Raw genomic sequence first — 19,031 nt, 5'->3', positions numbered from 1 at the left:
ATTTTGAAGTTTTTCGTTCAAATTCAACTGCTTGACTCGCTGCGATCTCTCGTCAGCGGGAGGCGAATTCTACAGCGTTTAACGTCGCTGTCAACCACCTTTTTCACCGCTGCCGACCTTGCGATCGAAGCCCTTCCGGTACTACCTGAAACATTCAACTCATTGATTATCAAGGAGTTTTCCGTTTCGACTGCGCCGGAAGTGGGGCGAATTATAGAGAGATAAAACGGGGCGTCAAGCGCTAATTTCAACTTTGTTTCACCCAGCAACTAATCGCCTGCCCCATGGCTCTGAATAAAAGGCACCCCACGCGAGCCACTGCCATGAGCGAAACCGAAAGCACCAAGACCCCGGGCCTGTCGGCGGATGAAGAGCAGGAGGTCACGCAGAACCAGCCACCGCGCGCGGCGGTATTGCACGAAATCATCCGCTACCAGGGTGATCAGGAACTGGAGCGCACCATCGCTGCACTGTGGTGGTCAGCCCTGGCGGCCGGGTTGAGCATGGGCCTGTCGATGATGGCCATGGGGCTGTTCTATGCACGCCTGCCCGAAGGGGACAGCAGCCAGGTGATCGCAAGCCTGGGCTACCCGGCTGGTTTCCTGGCGGTGATCCTGGCCCGCCAGCAACTGTTCACCGAAAACACCCTGACCGCCGTGCTGCCGGTCATGACCGAGCCAACGCTGAACAACCTAGGTCGCCTGCTGCGGTTATGGTCTGTGGTATTGCTAGGTAATCTGGCAGGCACACTATTGGTGTCCTACATCATGTTGCACCTGCCGATTTTCGACAGCACAACCGACGTGGCCTTTCTCGATGTCGGTCGCAAGGTGATGGAGAACGACCTGGGCCAGATGTTCGCCAAGGGCATCGTCTCGGGCTGGATGATCGCCACCATGGTCTGGATGATCCCCTCCATGGAGCACGCCAAGATCTGGATCATCCTGATGATCACCTACCTCATGGCACTGGGCGACTTCACCCACATCGTTGTCGGTTCGGTGGAGGTGTCCTATCTGGTCTGGGCTGGCGAGGCCAGCTGGCAAGTGTTCTGGCTGGACTTCGCCGCCCCCACCCTGATCGGCAACATCATTGGCGGCAGCTTCATCTTTGCCTTGATTAGCCATGCCCAGGTACGCAGTGACAGTGGCAAGCCCCCTGCCCCGCTACCTGCGTCTCCCAGAAACAAGGCAGCGACACGCAAGCAAACCTGACACCGGCGCTTACCACTCTCTCATTGCCATGACTCGTTCGCCGCCGTTCTGCTGCTGGCGAAGTGGTTTTGGCAACCACCAGGCCGGGCCGCTGTGTGGCTGGTCAAGACTGACCCGCTCACCCATTTGCGGCGTACTGAGCGGTACCTGGGCAGCATTGGCCAGGGCCAGGATGCGGTCGAATGGTTCGTGCCAGCTGTGGACCGAAAGATCGAAGGTGCCGTTGTGCACCGGCAACAGCCAGCGCCCGCGCAAGTCCTTGTGGGCCTGCAGGCTCTGCTCGGGCTGCATGTGCACGTTCGGCCATTCAACGTTGTAGGCACCGGTTTCGATCAAGGTGACGTCGAACGGCCCGTACTGTTCGCCGATCTCCTTGAAACCGTCGAAATAGCCGGTATCACCACTGAAGAACAGTCGCAGGTTTTCATCCAGGATCACCCAGGACGCCCACAGGGTGCTGTTGCTGTCGAACAGGCCGCGCCCGGAAAAATGCTGTGCCGGCGTTGCGACGAATCGAATGCCCTCGACCCGGGTCTCCTGCCACCAGTCCAGTTGCCGCACTTTGGCGGCCGGAACGCCCCAGTTGATCAGCAGGTCGCCGACGCCCATCGGAGCGAGGAAATGTTCGGCACGATCGGCCAGTTGCCGGATAGCCTGTTCGTCCAGGTGGTCGTAGTGGTCGTGAGACAGGATCACTGCCGTCAGCGGTGGCAGTTCGTCGAGCTTGAGCGGCGGCTGGTGAAAGCGCTGGGGCCCGGCCCACTGCACCGGCGAGGCGCGTTCGGCGAACACCGGGTCGGTAATGAAGAAGCGCTCGCGCAGCTTGAGCAATACCGTGGAGTGGCCCAGGCGCCACAAACTGTGGTCGGGGGCCTCGAGCAGTTGCTGCCGATTCAGGGGCTGCACGGCAATTTCCACATCGGGCCGGGTGCCAGGCGGCTTGCCAAGCACCAGGAACTTCAAGCCGATGCGCAGTTTTTTCAGCACGCTGTCCTGGGGCATCGGGCGCTGGTTGAGGTATCGCCCGTCCTGGCGTTGCGCGGGTGTACCGGCCTGGGGAGACAAGGGGGCCATGAGGATGAGCACTCCAAGGACAAGGGCGAGTTTCATAGTATCCCAAGGTGGTTGCATCAACTGTGAAATGGCTTGTAAGGCCATTTTTCAATAGCGCTCGATTGATCAACAATATTCAATGGTTTAATGCGATAAACGGCGCTCCGGAACAGACCAACAGCCATGATGGATAATAGAAGCGGCAAAGGACTTTCGTTCGTCAGGAGAATATACCTGCCGCGCATCATTGGCCTGGGGATCGGCATGTTCAGTGTCGCAGCCGGTATTTCCACCCTGGCCCTGCCGCAATGGACCTGGGGCCTGCTGCTGTTCAATGGCCTGCTTTGGCCGCACCTGGCCTATCAGCTTGCCCGCCGCGCTGGCACGCCCTATCACGCCGAACACCGCAACATGCTGGCCGATTCTCTGATGGGCGGTTTCTGGACCGCCACCATGCAGTTCAACCCCCTGCCCAGCGTGACCATCCTGGCAATGATGACGATGAACAACCTCGCCGCCGGCGGCCAGCGCCTGTTCTTCAAGGGGATGCTGGCCCAGGCCTTGGGTGCCGGGCTTTCCATCGCCGTGTTCGGTGCCGGCCTGCAGTTGCAGGCGACCGCCCTGCAGGTCTATGCCTGCCTGCCGATGCTCACGCTCTACCCCATGGCCCTCGGCTGGGTCTGTTACCGCCTGGCCATGAAGCTTGCCGAGCACAAGCATCGGCTGAGCGCCCTGAGCCGTACCGACAGCCTGACCGGCCTGTTCAACCACGGCGCCTGGAAAGACCTGTTGCAACTCAGTTTCCAGGCGTGCCGGCAGGCGCATTGCCAGGCAGTGATCGCACTTATCGACATCGATCACTTCAAGGCCATCAACGACACCTATGGCCACGTGGTCGGCGATTGTGTCCTGACCCAGTTGAGCAACGAACTCAAGCGCAGCCTGCGCAGCGACGATCTGGCGGGGCGCTACGGTGGCGACGAGTTCTGCCTGATCCTGCCCGACACCAGCCTGGAGCAGGCCAAACAGGCCATGGAGCGGCTGCGTGAGCGGGTCGGCAGCTATCGCAATCCGCAGTTGCCGGACCTGCGCATCAGCCTGAGCATCGGCCTGGCCAGCTGCCACCCGGCCTTGCCGGACCCGGAGGCCTGGCTCAACGAAGCCGACAAGGCCCTGTACACCGCCAAGAACAGTGGGCGCAATCAGGTCAATTTCGCCCATTCGGACCTCACCTCGCTGAAGCTGGCCTATCCTGACTGAACGTTCGCCCCCTCGGCGTGACCGTCGAGGCGCAGCTCACCAAGGACAGTATGCGTATGGACAGGATTGTCGAGGCTTCGCCTACCCGCCCGCACCCCCGCCTGCAGACACGAAAGCTCATCGCCAGTATCGCGGCGTTGTTCGCCCTGGCGTGCCTGATTGCCCTCGGGGCCTTGTTCAACATTGCCGCCACCCTCAACACCAATGCGCGAGACCAGAGCAGTTTCTACGCGCACAAAGCCCTGGAGCAGCGGCTTGAAGCGTCCCGGCAATTTCTCTCAAGTTATGCCGTGTGGGACGCGGCCTACGAGCACCTCAACGGCCCTGCGGACCTGAACTGGGCGTACGAAGAGGAAAACATCGGCAGCTCGTTGTACACCGCCAGCGGTTTCGAGGGCGTGTTCGTGGTGGATGACCAAAGCACCAAGTACACCCTGTTCAAGGGTCTGCTCAGTACCGCGCCGGCCAGTACCTATATAGAAGACCCGCTGCCGCCGATCATTGCCCAGGCCCGCGAGGTTGCCGCCGAGCGCCAGCAGATCACCCGCCACATGCTGTTCAACGGCTGGCCGGCGGTGCTGGTGGCCGCGGCGATCCGCCCCGACGACGAACAACTGGGTATCGATCCACAGACAACCTCGGTGATGATCTTCGTCGACCAACTGACCCCGGAAAAGCTCGCCAAACTAGGCGCCGGGGCTGGCTTGCAGGGCATGCGCATCGAAAAGACCGGTGAGCTGCCGGCAGCCGATTCGAGCCTGCCCCTGGGCGACACCGGCTATCGTCTGGAATGGCTTACGCCGCGTCCGGGCGATCAATTGCTCTGGGCCGTACTGCCGCCGCTGCTGGGCGCCATGCTGGTGCTCGGCCTGTTGATGGTCTACTTCTTCCGCTATGCCCTGCGCACCACGCGGGAAATCGACAGCAGCCTGCAACGCCTGCAGGCCAGCAACCTGGCCCTGGAAGCCAGCGAGCAACGCTTTCGCGCCGTGGCCGAATCCGCATCTGACTGGATCTGGGAAACCGACCGTCTCCACCGCCTGAGCTACCTGTCCCAGCGCTTCGTTACCGTGACCGGCTACGCGACCGAAGACTGGCTTGGCCAACCGATCAACCAGTTGCTCAGTTGCGAAACCACGCCCCTGACGCATTGGCTGGACAACCAGGCCGACCAGGATCCGCAACAGATGGCCAACCTGCGCTGCGCCTACCGCGACCAGAACCAGCAGTTGCGTTTCTGCCGGGTCTCGGCGCGCGCGATCATCCTGGGCGGCAAACTGGCCGGTTTTCGTGGCACGGCCAGCGACATCACCGATGAAGTGGCCGCCCATGCCCGCATCCAGCACCTGTCCATGCACGATGCACTGACGGGCCTGGCCAATCGCAACAAGCTGTCGCGCTTTCTCGAACAGGCGCTGCTCAGCGGCCCGGATGCCACGCCCCTGACCCTGTTGCTGCTGGACCTGGACAGCTTCAAGCCGATCAACGACTCCCTGGGCCACGCCGCTGGCGATGCGGTCCTGCTGGAAGTGGCCGCGCGCCTGCGTGAATCCACCCGCGACAAGGACCTGGTGGCACGCCTGGGCGGTGACGAATTCGTCCTGGTCCTCAACGGCATGGACAGCCGCAATGAGATCGACCGCTTCTGCGCCCGCCTGATCGACAACCTGCACCAGCCGATCCACTACGAGGAGCAGATCCTGCACATCGGCGCCAGCCTGGGCGTTGCCCAGACCCGCCTGCAGGGCTTCGATGCCGGGGAACTGATCCGCTGTGCCGATATCGCCCTGTACCAGGCCAAGGCCGACGGCAAGAACACCTGGCGCTACTTCTCGCCGGAAATGAACGAGCAGATCCAGCACCGCCGCCAGCTGGAAAACGACTTGCGCAAGGCGCTGAAGAACAACGAGTTCGTCCTTCACTATCAGCCCCGCTATCGCCTCGAAACCCTGGACATCGTCTCGGTCGAAGCACTGGTGCGCTGGCAGCATCCCGTGGAAGGCCTGCTGGGCCCGGACACGTTCATTCCGCTGGCCGAACAGACCGACCTGATCGTGCCCCTGGGCCGCTGGGTATTGCGCGAAGCCTGCGAGACCGCGCGCAGCTGGCCCGACAGCCTGCTGGTCTCGGTCAACCTGTCGCCGGCGCAGTTTTCACGCAGCGACGTGGTCAGTGACGTCTACAAGATTCTCGTCGATACCGGCTTCCCGGCGCAGCGCCTGGAGCTGGAAATTACCGAGAACGTCATGCTCAACGATATCGAAGGCGCCCTGGCCACCATGACCGCCCTCAAGGAACTGGGCGTGCGCCTGAACATGGATGACTTCGGCACGGGCTATTCATCCCTGGGCTACCTGCGCACCTACCCGTTCGACAGCATCAAGATCGACAAGCGTTTCATCGCCGGCCTGAACAGCGACAGCAACGACAAGGCCGTGGTCCAGGCGATCATCAACCTGGGCAAGGCCATGGGCCTGACCGTCACCGCCGAAGGGGTGGAGACCGAGCAGCAGCTCAAAGCCCTGGGCAAGGAGCATTGCCATGAGGTGCAGGGCTTCTACCTGAGCAAACCGGTCGACAAGCAGGCCTTCGAGCAACTGCTGCATGTAGGAGCGGGCTTGCCCCGCGATGCGATCTGACTGTCCGATCGAAGTCGCGGGGCAAGCCCGCTCCCACAAAGACAGTTGCGCCTGACTATGCCCGCAAGCGGCGTTGCGCGGCGATTTCCGGCAGGTCGCGGCGGCGCAGGTAGACCCGCAGCGGCTCGCTGACATTGAGGCGCTCATCGACGTTCTGTGCCAGGAGGATCTCGATCAGGGCCCGGCTCAGGGTCATGACCTCGCCGTCACTGGCCTTCCAGACGAATTCGCTGCTGGGGGTGATGCTGTCATCGGCAACGTCCATGCCGAAGGAGTCTTCGCTGAAGCGCACGATATGCTTGCCAAGTTTGCGGTGGAATCCAACGAAGCCCTTGAGCTGGTCGGCGGCGGCGCAGATGTCCTGGGATGTGATGTGCATGTCAAACCTCACTTGGGCGGAAGGGATCTGGCACGCGGGGCAAGGGTGGCGACTCTCTGGCGGAGTGGCTTGAAGGGCCAAGGTTAAAGGAAATGCACAGGCCGCGGGTATGGATTTTTCACGGATTGGCCAGGTGCGGCCCAAGCAGCGCCTGCAGCCAGTCCATGAACGCCCGCACACGGTGTGGCACATGCTGTTGCCGGGCATAGATCAACGACACCGGCAGGGGCGGAGCCACGAAATCGGTCAACACCGGCACCAGTTCGCCGCTGTCCAGATAGGCCTTGAGGCCGGCGCCGGGCGCCTGGATCAGGCCGAGCCCGGCAAGGCAGGCACTTTCATAGGCTTCGGTGCTGTTGACGGTGATCGATCCGGCCATGGGCTGGACCTGCAACTCGCCCGCTTGCAGGTACTCGAAGCCCGGACTGCGACTGCCCAGGTTCCTCACATAGTGGATCAACTGATGCTGGTGAAGGTCGGCAAGGCCAGTGGGGATGCCATGACGCTGCAAGTAGCCCGGGCTGGCGCAATTGATCTGCGCAAGGTGGCCCAGGGGCCGGGCGACCAGGTCCAGGTCACTCAGTTCGCCGATGCGCAGCACGCAGTCAAAGCCCTCGCGCAACAGGTCGACCTGGCGGTCGGTGCAGCTGATCTCCAGCTCCACGCCCGGATGGCGGGCAATGAACTGCGGCAGGTTCGGCAGGATGATGCGCCGCGCCATCAAGGTCGGCAGATCGATGCGCAAGCGCCCGCTCAGGGCCGCCGATTCGTTGAGGAACAGGCCTTCGATCTCGTCCATGCGCGCCAACAGGTCTTTGCTACGCTCGTACAGGTGCAGGCCGTCCTGGGTCGCCTGTACCCGCCGCGTGGTGCGATTGAGCAGGCGCGTACCGAGCAGCTGCTCCAGCGCGCGGATCTGTTCGGACACAGTCGAGCGCGGCAGGCCCAGGCTTTCGCCGGCCAGGGTGAAACTGGACAACTCGCTGACCCGTACAAAGGTACGCAACAACTCCAGCTTGTTCATGAAGGCAGGCTCGATTGTTCGCCGATACCGACCAGTATTTCCGAAATCCGCGGATTTATCAGCACCCAGCCGACCAATAGACTTTCCTCGACTTCCCCCACCGCTCCCGAGGTACAGACCATGAGTCGCACTATCGCATTGATCACCGGCGCCAGCCGTGGCCTGGGCAAGAACACCGCACTGCACCTGGCCCGCCAGGGCATCGACATCATCGGCACCTACCACAGCAAGGCGCAGGAAGCCCAGGCGCTGGTGACCGAACTGGAACAACTTGGCGTGCGTGCCGCCATGTTGCAACTGGACGTGAGTAACAGCGAAAGCTTTGCCGAATTTGCCGAGCGCCTGCGCCAGACCCTGGCCTCGACGTTCGGCCGCCAACAGCTGGACTTTCTGGTGAACAACGCCGGCATCGGTATCCATGTGCCGTTCAGCGAGACCAGCGAGGCGCAGTTCGACCAGTTGTGCAACATCCAGCTCAAGGGCCCATTTTTCCTGACCCAGCGCCTGCTGCCGCTGATTGCCGATCAGGGGCGGATCGTCAATATCTCCACCGGCCTGACCCGCTTCGCCCTGCCCGGCTACGCCGCCTATGCGGCCATGAAAGGTGCCATGGAAGTGCTGACCCGCTATCAGGCCAAGGAACTGGGCGCCCGCGGGATTCGCGTGAACATCCTGGCCCCCGGCGCCATCGAGACCGATTTTGGCGGTGGCGTGGTGCGCGACAACGCCGAGGTCAATGACTTCATCGCCAGCAACACCGCACTGGGCCGGGTCGGGCTGCCGGACGACATCGGCGCCGCCGTGGCCCTGCTGCTGGGCGACGGTGGCGGCTGGATCAACGGCCAGCGCCTGGAAGTATCTGGCGGTATGTTCCTCTGATCAGCGCCGGGCCGGGTCTTCATGCACCTGCACACTGGCGGTCATGCCGGCGCTCAGGGTCACGCCCTGGGGAATCTCGTCCAGTTTGATCCGCACCGGAATGCGTTGGGCCAGGCGTACCCAGTTGAAGGTCGGCTCGACCTCGGCCAGTAGCTGGCTGTCGGGGGTGGCGTTGCGGTCGGTGATGCCGCGGCTGATACTCTCGACATGCCCCTGCATGGGCTCGCCAGCGCTCATCAGCCAGACCTTGACCGGATCGCCGACGCGGATGCGCGGCAACTTGGTCTCTTCGAAGTAGGCCTGGACGTAGAAGGTCGAATCATCGACCAGGGCCATCACCGGCTGCCCGGTATTGACGTAATTGCCCTCGGCCAGGCGCAGGTTGGTGACATGGCCGCTGCGTGGCGCCTTGACCTGGCTGCGTGCCAGGTTGATGGCTGCCGCCTTGACCTGGGCCTGGGCCTGGTGCAGTTCACCGCGGGCCACGGCGGCATTGATCTGGGCATTCTCGCGCAACTCGGCGCTGATCGCCTGGGGACCGAGGGCGGCACGCCGGGACGCTTCGTGTTCGCGCAGGCTCAGTTGGTGCTGGCGGGTTTCGGCTACCGCATTGGCCGCGTCCAGGGCCGCTTCGAAGCGATCGCGATCGATCGACATGAGTAGCTCGCCCGCCTTGACCGGCTGATTGTCGCGCACCTTGAGCTCGCGCACCCAGCCCGATACGTCCGGGGCGATGATCACCACATCGGCGCGGATTTTCGCATCGCGGGTCCAGGGGGTGAGCATGTAGTACTGCCAGAGTTTCCAGCCGGCAAAAACCGCCACCGCCACCAGGCCCAGAGTCACCGCGATACGTAGCAGTGCACGCATTGTCATACTCCTTACAAAGGCCCCAGCCCGAGGGTTACCAGGGTCAATACACAAACGAACAGCGCACAATCGAACAAGGCTTCATGCCAGATCCAGCTGCCAAGCGGGGTCAGGCGCAACAACAGGCGCAGCGCACCGGTCAACACCAGGGCCAGCAGTACATAGATCAGAAACGGACTGAGCAGCACGCCGCCCAGCGCCCATTCACGCAACCCCATGGATATCCTCCAGCCGTTGGCACCACTTGCCCCAACTGCGTTGCAACTGCAAAACCGCCCCTACCGCCAGGCGCAGCGCATCGCTGGGGGGCTGCTTTTGCAAAGCTTCGATAAACACTTCACTGGCACTGTCCAGGCGCTGCCCCCTGCCCGGCGCCGGGCCGCGTGCCAACACCGTCTCCAACTGCTGCAAATACTCGCGCTCGGCCGTCACCAGCGGTGCCCGGGCCGCCGCCAGGCACAAGCGCAGGTGCAACAGTTCGTCACCGATATCCAGGCCATGCACACCATCGTCCCAGCGAGCGCGCTCCTGCTCCGGCAACGCGGTGTAGTGCCGGGCCAGTTGCAGCAAGCGATCGGCCATGCGCCCGCCGAACCAGGTTTCCGCGCCCCGCAGGTCGCGACGGGTCAGGCGCACCAGGTCGCCCTGGGTTGCCGCCCGCAGTCGCCGGCCATGCCAGGCCGGGTTGCGCAGCACCAGCAGTTTGAATGCCAGCACGGCCACCCCGACGCCGATCATCATGGCCTGGGCACTGTTGAGAAAGGTCGCGACGCCGAACTGCATGGTATTGAGCGGCGCCACCAGGACGATGAAGTGCAGGCAGTAGGACGTGGCCGTGGCGCCGATTTTCGGGTTGGCCATGCCCAGGGCCCCGAAGAACAAGGGTACGCCCATGCCCATGCACAGCATGGCAAAGCTGCTCCATTGCGGCAGCAGGATCTGCCCGACGACAAAGGCCACGGGAATCGCCAGGAGGATGCCGCGCAAGAAGCTCATGCCGATCTGCGCACCGTTCTCGCGGCTGGCGAACAGGCTGCAGACCACACAGGTCAGCACCAGCCCACCGGGTGCCGCGGTCCAGGCCGTGGCCAGCCAGAAACCGGCCATGGCCAGGAATGCCAGGGCACTGCGCGAGCCGAACAACAGCGCCAACGGCACATCACGGTGCACGGCGAGGCTGTCGGGCACGTCCAGCGGTGCAATGCCCTCCTCCACGGCGTGCAGCGCCAGGGTGCAGGCCACGGCATTGTCCAGCAGCAGGGTCAGGCGAGCCAGGCCGTAGTGTTCAGCCGAGCTGATACTGTCGTCGTGCGCGGCCTCCCAGACACGATGGCGCAGCGCCTGCAGCCCCGCCTGGTCGGGCGCGGCCAGGGCATCGCGCACCTCGTCCAGCCACGGCTGCAGGTGCCGGGCCTGGGTTTCGTCCAGTTGCTGCCACTGGCGCCGCACCGAGCGGGCGATGCGCAGAAGAATCAGCAGTTTCTGGCTCAGTCCGCGGATGGCCCGGGCCCGTTGGCGCCCCAGCGGGCCTTCGAACCAGGCATGTTCGCGCTGGGCATCCACCGCGACGATGCGCCCGAGGATTTCCAGCAAGCCCTTGCGCGCCTGGGCTTCACCGGTCAGGGTCGCGCTGGCCGCCTGCAAGCCGTTCATCCAGGCCTGGCGAGCCTGCCCGCCCAGTTGCTGCTCGACCCGCAAGGGCCAGAGCAAGGCACTGGTTGCGGTGGCACAGACAATTCCCAGGCAGATTTCGGTGCATCGCGCCACCGCCTGGTCGAACACCTGCAACGGATGATCGACCGCCGGCAAGGCGATGATCGCCACGGTGTAGCCTGCCAGCACGAAGGAATAGGCCCAGGCGCTGCGCAGCAGGGTCGAGCACGCGGTACACAGGGCCAGCCACAGCGCCAGGGCCAGCAGGAACAACCAGGGGGTCTGGGCGAACAGGCCGATGAACAGCACCGACATGAAGGTCCCGACCAGGGTGCCGAACAGGCGCGCCAGGCCCTTCTGCAGCACCATCCCCGACAGCGGCTGGGCGACGATGAAGGCCGTCATCAGCGCCCAGGCCGGTTGCTCCAGCCCCCAACGCAGTGCCAGCCACAAAGCCAGGCCACCACCGAGCAAGGTCTTGATGGCAAATTGCACGGCGAGTTTGTTCGGCGCCAGCAGGGCCTGCAGAGTGATGGGCACGGGACGAACCTTGGAGACTATGTTGTAAAGATAGTCAGGATGGCGGGAAAGAATCAGGACAGCATTATTAGCTAGCTAACTATCTAAAATCCAGTCGTGCTGAAAGGTTTCTTGCGGGCAAAAAAATGGGCGACCGAAGTCGCCCCAAATGCCTTGCGTGCTCGTTGATCGGAAGGATCAGCGCTGTTTGCGCTTGACCGAATCCTTCCAGATGAAAATTCCGAAACCGACAAAGAAACACAGCATCAGGCCGACCGTAATTACTCCAGCGATAACCACATTATCGAAGAACATGTCGGCCTCCATTCGCCTGCACCTGTCTGATGGGTTCAAGGTAGCGAATGGCTGGCGGGAATAAATTGACCGAGGTCAATGGCGCCCGGGGACGGGCGCGCGAGGCGGGTGCAGGCTTGACCTGCATCAAGTTTTTCAGCGTTTCTTGGGTTTGCCCTTGGACTTCTTCTTGGCCTTGCCCAGGGGCATGGCCTTCTCGAATGCCTGGCGCACTTCGTTCAGGCGCTTTTCGTTGAGATCGTGAACACGACGGGCACGTTCGGCACCGAAGTCGATCAGGTTGTCATCTTGGCTCATGGTCTGGCTCAGGAAGCGGACTGCGATGCGCTCATAATGAAGCCTGTTGTCGATACTGACCAGTACAGCGGCCTTTCTTCAGACTTCGATGTCCACCAGCAGGCCCTGGCGCGACGGTGGATCCATCAGTGGCGCGACCGGCACGGTGTTGTCGGCGTTGACTTCATCCCCCGGCAGCGCCTGGTATCGCTCCTCTTCCCTGCCTGGCTGACGCCGGCGTTGCTGGCGGCGCTGCTCTTCACGCAACAGCAGCGCCGACTTTTCCGGGTCACGCTGCTTGAAGTCGATGGTTCCCTCACTGGAGGCCGGTTGCGCAGGCACCACCGGCTTGATGTCCGGAGTCGGCTTGACCGGGTCCAGTTGCGAGGTCACGGGGGCGGCACTGAGCGGGATGAGGGGCGGCAGCATGGGGGTTGATCTCCTGTCGCCAGTGTTTCGGCCATGAGGTTGCGGCCTTGAGCCAGGCACACCGAAAAGTCGGGGACATGGCCGGACACAAGGGTTTTATTCGCTGAAATTGCTAGACTCTTTGGTCTGTACAGTCCTATCCGTTAAGATAGTCGGCTTTTTCATGGCGGGAGTCAGGCAGTATGGCGCAGCAGTATCAACCGGGGCAACGCTGGATCAGCGACAGCGAAGCCGAGCTGGGTCTGGGGACCATTCTGGCACAGGATGGCCGCTTGTTGACCGTGCTCTACCCGGCCACTGGCGACACCCGCCAGTACTCCCTGCGCAATGCGCCGCTCACCCGGGTGCGCTTCTCCCCTGGCGACCAGATCACCCATTTCGAGGGCTGGAAGCTGACCGTGCGCGAGGTCGACGATGTCGACGGCCTGCTGGTCTATCACGGCCTCGACGGCCAGAACCAGGCCTGCACCCTGCCGGAAACCCAGCTGTCGAACTTCATCCAGTTCCGCCTGGCCAGCGACCGTCTGTTCGCCGGCCAGATCGACCCGCTGCCGTGGTTCTCGCTGCGCTACAACACCCTGGAACACACCAGCCGCCAGCTGCAGTCCTCGCTCTGGGGCCTGGGCGGCACCCGCGCCCAACCAATCGCCCACCAGTTGCACATTGCCCGTGAAGTCGCCGACCGTATCGCGCCACGGGTACTGCTGGCCGACGAGGTAGGCCTGGGCAAGACCATCGAGGCGGGCCTGGTGATCCACCGCCAGCTGCTCTCCGGTCGCGCCAGCCGCGTGCTGATCCTGGTCCCGGAAAACCTGCAGCACCAGTGGCTGGTGGAAATGCGCCGGCGCTTCAACCTGCAGGTCGCCCTGTTCGATGCCGAACGTTTCATCGAGAGCGATGCCAGCAACCCCTTCGAGGATGCCCAACTGGCCCTGGTCGCCCTGGAATGGCTGACCGAAGACGAAAAGGCCCAGGACGCGCTGTTCGCCGCCGGCTGGGACCTGTTGGTAGTCGACGAGGCGCACCACCTGGTCTGGCATGAAGACCAGGTCAGCCCCGAGTACGCCCTGGTCGAGCAACTGGCCCAGGTCATCCCCGGCGTGCTGCTGCTGACCGCCACCCCGGAGCAATTGGGCCAGGACAGCCACTTCGCCCGCCTGCGCCTGCTCGATCCGAACCGTTTCCACGACCTGGCCGCGTTCCGCGCCGAGAGCGAAAACTATCGCCCGGTGGCCGAAGCGGTACAGGAGCTGCTTGACGAAGGTCGCCTGTCGGCCAAGGCCCACGCCACCATCGAAGGCTTCCTCGGCGCTGAAGGCGAAGCCCTGCTGGCGGCCATCAGCGATGGCGACACCCAGGCCAGTGCGCGCCTGATTCGCGAGCTGCTCGACCGTCACGGTACTGGCCGCGTGCTGTTTCGCAACACCCGTGCCGCCGTGCAGGGTTTCCCGGAACGCAAGCTGCACCCTTATCCGCTGGCCAACCCCGATCAGTACATGGAGCTGCCGCTGGGCGAGCATGCCGAGCTGTACCCCGAGGTGGCCTTCCAGTCCCAGGGCGATACCGCGGAAGAAGAACGCTGGTGGCGCTTCGACCCGCGGGTCGACTGGCTGATCGACACCCTGAAGATGCTCAAGCGGGTCAAGGTCCTGGTGATCTGCGCCCATGCCGAAACCGCCATGGACCTGGAAGACGCCCTGCGGGTGCGCTCCGGTATCCCGGCCACGGTGTTCCATGAAGGCATGAGCATCCTCGAGCGCGACCGTGCCGCCGCCTACTTCGCCGACGAAGAATTCGGCGCCCAGGTGCTGATCTGCTCGGAGATCGGCAGCGAAGGCCGCAACTTCCAGTTCTCCCATCACCTGGTGCTGTTCGACCTGCCGGCCCACCCCGACCTGCTCGAGCAGCGGATCGGCCGTCTGGACCGGATTGGCCAGAAGCACACCATCGAGTTGCATGTGCCGTACCTGCAGAACAGCCCGCAAGAGCGCCTGTTCCAGTGGTACGACCAGGCCCTGAACGCCTTCCTGGCCACCTGCCCGACCGGCAACGCCCTGCAGCACCAGTTCGGCCCGCGCCTGCTGCCGCTGCTCGAAAGCGGTGACGACGGCGAGTGGCAGACCCTGGTCGACGAGGCCCGCGCCGAGCGCGAGCGCCTGGAAGCCGAGCTGCACAGCGGCCGCGACCGCCTGCTCGAACTCAACTCCGGCGGCGCCGGTGAAGGCCAGGAACTGGTCGAGGCGATCCTCGAACAGGATGACCAGTTCACCCTGCCGATCTACATGGAAACCCTGTTCGACGCCTTCGGCATCGACAGCGAAGACCATTCGGAAAACGCCCTGATCCTCAAGCCGAGCGAAAAAATGCTCGACGCCAGCTTCCCGCTGGGCGACGACGAAGGCGTCACCATCACCTACGACCGCACCCAGGCGCTGTCTCGTGAAGACATGCAGTTCATCACCTGGGAGCACCCGATGGTCCAGGGCGGCATGGACCTGGTGTTGTCCGGCTCCATGGGCAACACCGCGGTGGCGCTGATCAAGAACAAGGCGCTCAAGCCGGGTACCGTGCTGCTCGAGTTGCTGTATGTCAGCGAAGTCGTGGCCCCGCGCTCCCTGCAACTGGGTCGCTACCTGCCACCGGCTGCGCTGCGCTGCCTGCTCGACGTCAATGGCAACGACCTGGCCGCACGGGTGTCCTTCGAGACCCTCAACGACCAGCTCGAAAGCGTGCCCAAGGCCAGCGCCAACAAGTTCATCCAGGCCCAGCGCGACGTGCTGACGCCACGGATCAACAGTGGTGAAGCCAAGGTCATGCCCCGTCATGCCGAACGGGTAGCCCAGGCCCAAAGCCGCCTGGCCGCCGAGACCGACGAAGAACTGGCGCGCCTGACCGCCTTGCAAGCGGTCAACCCGACCGTTCGCGACAGCGAGATCGAAGCCCTGCGCAAGCAGCGCGAACAAGGCCTGGCGATGCTGGAAAAAGCCGCCTTGCGCCTGGAAGCGATCCGGGTACTGGTCGCCGGTTAAGGCTGCAATCATCGCGGGGCAAGCCCGCTCCCACAGATGCACTCTGTAGGAGCGGGCTTGCCCCGCGATTCGTCCTCCCCCCGTACCCCTCCCTACCCTCTCCCCCCAAACTTCATCCCACCTGTGATACCGGGAAATTGTAACCATTCACAGTTTTAGAACCCTTCGCTATTGGCTCAATGACCAAATCGTAGAAGTCAAAGTGCCATTAATCAGGATGGGTTAGTCCCCTGTCCTATACTGCTCCTGAACAGTCTCCAGACAGGCTTCTGGGGGGACGAGTGAACACTCGAATAAGAGGCATGCTATGGAGTGGCTGGGCCTGGAAATGCTCGCCGACTTGCCGTCCACCGGCCAGATCATTCTTGAGTGCAAATACAACCCCTACCTGGTGGTGCTTGCCCTGCTGGTGGCCGGTGCCGGCAGTTTCGCCACCCTGAGCATGGCCGAACGCCTGAACCATGTTGACCACCCGGCTGCCCAGCGCCAATGGCGCCTGCTGGGCGCCTGTTGCCTGGCCGGGGGTGTCTGGGCCCTGCACTTCATTTGCATGCTGGCGTTCCAGGCGCCGATCGAGGTGCACTACGAATTCACCCTGACCGGGGTGTCGCTGATCATCATGCTGCTCGCCGGCTGGCTGGCGATGAACACCCTTGGCAACCGCGAGCTGCAAGCACGCCACTTCCTCCAGGCCGCCACCTGCATCGGCCTTGGCATCGTCGCCATGCATTACATCGGTATGACGGCCATTCAATCGAACGCCCAGCAGTTCTATCGACCGGACAGGTTCCTGGCGTCCATCGCCGTCGCCATCAGCACCAGTCTCATGGCCCTGCTGCTGGCACGCTATTTTCGCTATGGCAGCGGCACCCTCCACCAGTTGCTCAAGTACGGCGCCAGCCTGTTGCTGGCCGGCGGCATCTTCGCCACCCATTTCACCGGCATGTGGGCCATGACCCTGGTCATCCCTTCCGGCGCAAGCGTCACCCTGCCCACCACCGACAACAGCCTGCAACTGAGCCTGACCATCGCCTTCATCACCTTGCTGATCAGCGCCAGCAGCATCAGTGCCGCCCTCTCCGACCAGAAACTGCAAAGCAAGGAACACGACCTGCGCCGGGTCAATGTACTGCTCAGCCAACTGGACCAGGCCCGAGTGTCCCTGCAGCAGGCCGCGCACTACGATGCCCTGACCAACCTGATCAATCGCCGCGGCTTCAACCAGGTGTTTGCCGAACGCCTGGTGGAGCAATCGACCAACGAAGGCATGCTGGCGGTCATGTTCCTCGATATCGATCATTTCAAACGCATCAACGATAGCCTCGGCCATGATGCCGGCGACGAACTGCTCAAGGTCATCGCCGGCTATATCAAGGCCGCGACCCGCAGCCAGGACGTGGTGGCGCGCTTCGGCGGCGACGAGTTCTGCATCCTGACCGCCCTGCACAACCGCGAAGAAGCCCGGCACCTGGCCCAGCGCATCATGCAGAAGATGAAAGAGCCGATCGACCTGGCCGGCCGGCGCATGGTCATGACCACCAGCATTGGCATCAGTATCTTTCCCGATGACGGGCGCAGCTGTGAAGAGCTGCTCAAGAACGCCGACCTGGCGCTGTATCAATCCAAGGGCTGCGGGCGCAACAGCCTGAACTTCTTCAACAACACCTTGAATACCCGCGCCACCCTCGAACTGCAGCTTGAAGAAGAGCTGCGCATCGCTCTGCTCGAAGAGCGCGGCCTACGGATTCACTACCAGCCGATCTTCGACCTGCATACCGGCCAGGTGGCCAAGCTCGAGGCATTGGTGCGCTGGGACCACCCGCAACACGGCCTGCTCAGTCCGGAGCGCTTCATCGGCATCGCCGAAGCCAATGGCCTGATCACCGACCTCGACCTCTGGGTGCTGCGCCACGCCTGCCAGGATCTCGCCCTGCTCAGCCGCCATGGCCATGGTGGGCTCAGGGTCACGGTCAATTGTTCGGCGCTGACCCTGGGCCGCGAGGAACTGGCCAGGGAAGTTGAGGACGCCTTGCACCAGGCGGGCCTGAGCCCCCAGCAACTCGAACTGGAGGTCACCGAAAACGCCCTGATGGGCAATATCCACAGCACCATCGCCCTGCTCAAGGACATTCGTGCCCAGGGCGTCTCGCTGTCGATCGATGACTTCGGCACCGGCTACTCGTCGCTGGCCTACCTCAAGCGCCTGCCCCTGGACACCCTGAAGATCGATCGCTCGTTCATCCAGGATGTGCCCCGCAGCCCCCAGGACATGGAAATCGTCCAGGCAATCATCATCATGGCCCATACCCTGCACCTGCAGGTGATCACCGAAGGGGTGGAAACCATGGACCAGTACCAGTTCCTTGCCCAGCAAGGCTGCGATTTTGTCCAGGGCTACCTGCTCAGCCGCCCCCTGCCCCTGGGAGAGCTGCGCCCGTTGCTCAAGGATCTGGAGCAGCGCGAGCCGCTGGTGACCGACTTCACTCCTTACGCCGGTACAGATCAATCAAGGTTGCCGGATCTTTTTGCAGATAGCCCTGACTACCGTGCAGGCGCATCAGCTGTGCGGCCAGGCCGCTGAGGGGCGTCGCCGATCCCTGCTCGCGGGAAAACTTCACCGCCGTGTCCAGGTCCTTGAGCAAGGTCCGCACATGCCACTTGACCGGTTCGAAGCGGCTCTCGGCCATTTGCGGTGCAAGGATCTGCAAGGGTTTCGAATCGGCAAAACCACCGGCCAGGGCTTCGGCGATCAGGCTGGCATCGACGCCGGACTGTTCGGCCAGCGCCACCACTTCGGCAATCACCAGGGCATTGCAGGCAACGATCATCTGGTTGCAGGCCTTGGTCACCTGCCCTGCGCCCACCGGCCCCATGTGGGTTACCCGCTGGCCCAGGGTCGACAACACCGGTCGCACCCGCTCAAGGTCGGCCGCATCGCCACCGACCATGATCGCCAGGCTGCCGGATTCGGCACCCGGCGTGCCGCCTGACACCGGCGCATCGAGCCAGGCCATGCCGCTGAGCGCCGCCAGTTCCGCCGCCATTTCCCGGGTGGCGGTCGGCTCCAGGCTGGAGAAGTCCACCAGCAACTGCCCGGCCCTGGCGCCCTTGGCCACACCGTCGGCACCGAACACCACCTCACGCACCACGGCGGTGTCGGCCAGGCACAGCATCACCACATCAGCGGACTGACAGAGCTCGGCCGGCGTCGCCACCTGGTGGGCACCGGCCTTGACCAGTTCCGAACATTTGTCCGGCGAACGGTTCCAGACGGTCAGCGGGTACCCCGCCGCCAGCAACCGCCGACACATCGGCAACCCCATCAAACCGATTCCGGCAAACCCCAGCGAAGGACGTGCAGTGCTCATGAACAGCTCCAGGCAGATTAAAGAAGTTGATTGATTGGACGATTCAGTTGGCAGGCGTGACAAGGAAAACTCCTGATCGGCACTAGGGTAGCCCCCTATCGCTCACGCCAGATGCGCACTGATA

General features: G+C 63.2%; 17 protein-coding genes. 7 read left to right on the top strand and 10 right to left on the bottom strand.

Annotated elements, in window-relative coordinates; translation table 11 throughout:
• The coding region (locus M2D63_RS21040; RefSeq protein WP_285864937.1) for a hypothetical protein at positions 1–225 on the top strand (225 nt) is incomplete at its 5' end.
• Positions 226–323: 98 nt separating this feature from the next.
• On the top strand, positions 324–1,214 hold the full coding sequence (locus tag M2D63_RS21035) for a formate/nitrite transporter family protein (RefSeq protein WP_285864936.1): 891 nt from the start codon (positions 324–326) through the stop codon (positions 1,212–1,214).
• A gap of 9 nt (positions 1,215–1,223) precedes the next feature.
• On the opposite strand, the gene M2D63_RS21030 is transcribed toward M2D63_RS21035, so the two are convergent.
• Complete coding sequence (locus tag M2D63_RS21030) at positions 1,224–2,324, bottom strand: MBL fold metallo-hydrolase (RefSeq protein ID WP_285864935.1); 1,101 nt, start codon at positions 2,322–2,324, stop codon at positions 1,224–1,226.
• Positions 2,325–2,453: 129 nt separating this feature from the next.
• Between M2D63_RS21030 and M2D63_RS21025 the strand changes: the two genes are divergently transcribed.
• Both M2D63_RS21025 and M2D63_RS21020 read left to right on the top strand, forming a co-directional pair.
• Complete coding sequence (locus M2D63_RS21025; RefSeq protein ID WP_285864938.1) at positions 2,454–3,527, top strand: diguanylate cyclase; 1,074 nt, start codon at positions 2,454–2,456, stop codon at positions 3,525–3,527.
• A 56-nt stretch (positions 3,528–3,583) separates the two neighbouring features.
• Positions 3,584–6,166 (top strand): EAL domain-containing protein, encoded by a 2,583-nt coding sequence (locus tag M2D63_RS21020; RefSeq protein WP_285864934.1) that lies wholly within the window; start codon positions 3,584–3,586, stop codon positions 6,164–6,166.
• A gap of 55 nt (positions 6,167–6,221) precedes the next feature.
• Here M2D63_RS21020 and M2D63_RS21015 read toward each other — a convergent pair whose 3' ends face one another.
• Both M2D63_RS21015 and M2D63_RS21010 read right to left on the bottom strand, forming a co-directional pair.
• Complete coding sequence (locus tag M2D63_RS21015) at positions 6,222–6,545, bottom strand: DUF2025 family protein (protein ID WP_285864933.1); 324 nt, start codon at positions 6,543–6,545, stop codon at positions 6,222–6,224.
• A gap of 118 nt (positions 6,546–6,663) precedes the next feature.
• On the bottom strand, positions 6,664–7,569 hold the full coding sequence (locus M2D63_RS21010; RefSeq protein ID WP_285864932.1) for a LysR family transcriptional regulator: 906 nt from the start codon (positions 7,567–7,569) through the stop codon (positions 6,664–6,666).
• Between the two features lie 120 nt (positions 7,570–7,689).
• Between M2D63_RS21010 and M2D63_RS21005 the strand changes: the two genes are divergently transcribed.
• On the top strand, positions 7,690–8,448 hold the full coding sequence (locus tag M2D63_RS21005) for an SDR family NAD(P)-dependent oxidoreductase (RefSeq protein WP_285864931.1): 759 nt from the start codon (positions 7,690–7,692) through the stop codon (positions 8,446–8,448).
• Here the strand turns inward: M2D63_RS21005 and M2D63_RS21000 are convergent, their stop codons facing one another.
• The 6 genes from M2D63_RS21000 to M2D63_RS20975 all read right to left on the bottom strand — a co-directional run bounded on the left by M2D63_RS21000 (position 8,449) and on the right by M2D63_RS20975 (position 12,510).
• Positions 8,449–9,318 carry an HlyD family secretion protein gene (locus M2D63_RS21000; RefSeq protein WP_285864930.1) on the bottom strand — a complete coding sequence of 290 codons (870 nt, stop codon included), beginning with the start codon at positions 9,316–9,318 and terminating at the stop codon, positions 8,449–8,451.
• 11 nt (positions 9,319–9,329) lie between these two features.
• Positions 9,330–9,536 carry a DUF1656 domain-containing protein gene (locus tag M2D63_RS20995; protein WP_285864928.1) on the bottom strand — a complete coding sequence of 69 codons (207 nt, stop codon included), beginning with the start codon at positions 9,534–9,536 and terminating at the stop codon, positions 9,330–9,332.
• Positions 9,523–11,511 carry an FUSC family protein gene (locus M2D63_RS20990; protein WP_285864927.1) on the bottom strand — a complete coding sequence of 663 codons (1,989 nt, stop codon included), beginning with the start codon at positions 11,509–11,511 and terminating at the stop codon, positions 9,523–9,525. The genes M2D63_RS20995 and M2D63_RS20990 overlap by 14 nt, the downstream gene beginning before the upstream one ends.
• A gap of 177 nt (positions 11,512–11,688) precedes the next feature.
• Entirely contained in the window at positions 11,689–11,805 is a 117-nt protein-coding gene (gene ccoM / locus M2D63_RS20985; protein ID WP_285864926.1) for a cytochrome c oxidase subunit CcoM, read from the bottom strand.
• Positions 11,806–11,940: 135 nt separating this feature from the next.
• Positions 11,941–12,102 (bottom strand): hypothetical protein, encoded by a 162-nt coding sequence (locus tag M2D63_RS20980; protein ID WP_285864925.1) that lies wholly within the window; start codon positions 12,100–12,102, stop codon positions 11,941–11,943.
• Between the two features lie 78 nt (positions 12,103–12,180).
• Entirely contained in the window at positions 12,181–12,510 is a 330-nt protein-coding gene (locus M2D63_RS20975; protein WP_285864924.1) for an aspartate-semialdehyde dehydrogenase, read from the bottom strand.
• 182 nt (positions 12,511–12,692) lie between these two features.
• Between M2D63_RS20975 and rapA the strand changes: the two genes are divergently transcribed.
• Together rapA and M2D63_RS20965 are read left to right on the top strand one after the other, a co-directional pair.
• Positions 12,693–15,539, top strand: a complete 2,847-nt coding sequence (gene rapA, locus M2D63_RS20970; protein ID WP_285864923.1) for an RNA polymerase-associated protein RapA — start codon at positions 12,693–12,695, stop codon at positions 15,537–15,539.
• 307 nt (positions 15,540–15,846) lie between these two features.
• Entirely contained in the window at positions 15,847–18,120 is a 2,274-nt protein-coding gene (locus tag M2D63_RS20965) for a bifunctional diguanylate cyclase/phosphodiesterase (RefSeq protein WP_285864922.1), read from the top strand.
• Here M2D63_RS20965 and M2D63_RS20960 read toward each other — a convergent pair.
• A complete protein-coding gene (locus M2D63_RS20960) occupies positions 18,020–18,907 on the bottom strand; it encodes an NAD(P)-dependent oxidoreductase (RefSeq protein WP_285864921.1) in 888 nt (295 codons plus the stop codon). The two genes, M2D63_RS20965 and M2D63_RS20960, sit on opposite strands and share 101 nt — an antisense overlap.
• Positions 18,908–19,031: the final 124 nt, after the last annotated feature.

It is taken from the genome of Pseudomonas sp. BJa5 (genome assembly GCF_030272875.2).
In the GTDB taxonomy this organism is placed as follows: Bacteria; Pseudomonadota; Gammaproteobacteria; order Pseudomonadales; family Pseudomonadaceae; genus Aquipseudomonas.
Note: the sequence above shows the minus strand (reverse complement) of the source record. Positions and strands in the feature narration are given on the sequence as shown.

What these genes read in the sequence shown, in the direction of transcription:
- M2D63_RS21005 (WP_285864931.1), top strand. Translation starts at nt 7,690, where the DNA reads ATGAGTCGCACTATCGCATTGATCACCGGCGCCAGCCGTGGCCTGGGC.
- rapA (WP_285864923.1), top strand. Translation starts at nt 12,693, where the DNA reads ATGGCGCAGCAGTATCAACCGGGGCAACGCTGGATCAGCGACAGCGAA.
- M2D63_RS21035 (WP_285864936.1), top strand. Translation starts at nt 324, where the DNA reads ATGAGCGAAACCGAAAGCACCAAGACCCCGGGCCTGTCGGCGGATGAA.
- ccoM (WP_285864926.1), bottom strand. Translation starts at nt 11,805, where the DNA reads ATGTTCTTCGATAATGTGGTTATCGCTGGAGTAATTACGGTCGGCCTG.
- M2D63_RS21015 (WP_285864933.1), bottom strand. Translation starts at nt 6,545, where the DNA reads ATGCACATCACATCCCAGGACATCTGCGCCGCCGCCGACCAGCTCAAG.
- M2D63_RS21000 (WP_285864930.1), bottom strand. Translation starts at nt 9,318, where the DNA reads ATGCGTGCACTGCTACGTATCGCGGTGACTCTGGGCCTGGTGGCGGTG.
- M2D63_RS21020 (WP_285864934.1), top strand. Translation starts at nt 3,584, where the DNA reads ATGGACAGGATTGTCGAGGCTTCGCCTACCCGCCCGCACCCCCGCCTG.
- M2D63_RS21025 (WP_285864938.1), top strand. Translation starts at nt 2,454, where the DNA reads ATGGATAATAGAAGCGGCAAAGGACTTTCGTTCGTCAGGAGAATATAC.
- M2D63_RS20960 (WP_285864921.1), bottom strand. Translation starts at nt 18,907, where the DNA reads ATGAGCACTGCACGTCCTTCGCTGGGGTTTGCCGGAATCGGTTTGATG.
- M2D63_RS21030 (WP_285864935.1), bottom strand. Translation starts at nt 2,324, where the DNA reads ATGAAACTCGCCCTTGTCCTTGGAGTGCTCATCCTCATGGCCCCCTTG.
- M2D63_RS20995 (WP_285864928.1), bottom strand. Translation starts at nt 9,536, where the DNA reads ATGGGGTTGCGTGAATGGGCGCTGGGCGGCGTGCTGCTCAGTCCGTTT.
- M2D63_RS20980 (WP_285864925.1), bottom strand. Translation starts at nt 12,102, where the DNA reads ATGAGCCAAGATGACAACCTGATCGACTTCGGTGCCGAACGTGCCCGT.
- M2D63_RS21010 (WP_285864932.1), bottom strand. Translation starts at nt 7,569, where the DNA reads ATGAACAAGCTGGAGTTGTTGCGTACCTTTGTACGGGTCAGCGAGTTG.
- M2D63_RS20975 (WP_285864924.1), bottom strand. Translation starts at nt 12,510, where the DNA reads ATGCTGCCGCCCCTCATCCCGCTCAGTGCCGCCCCCGTGACCTCGCAA.
- M2D63_RS20965 (WP_285864922.1), top strand. Translation starts at nt 15,847, where the DNA reads ATGGAGTGGCTGGGCCTGGAAATGCTCGCCGACTTGCCGTCCACCGGC.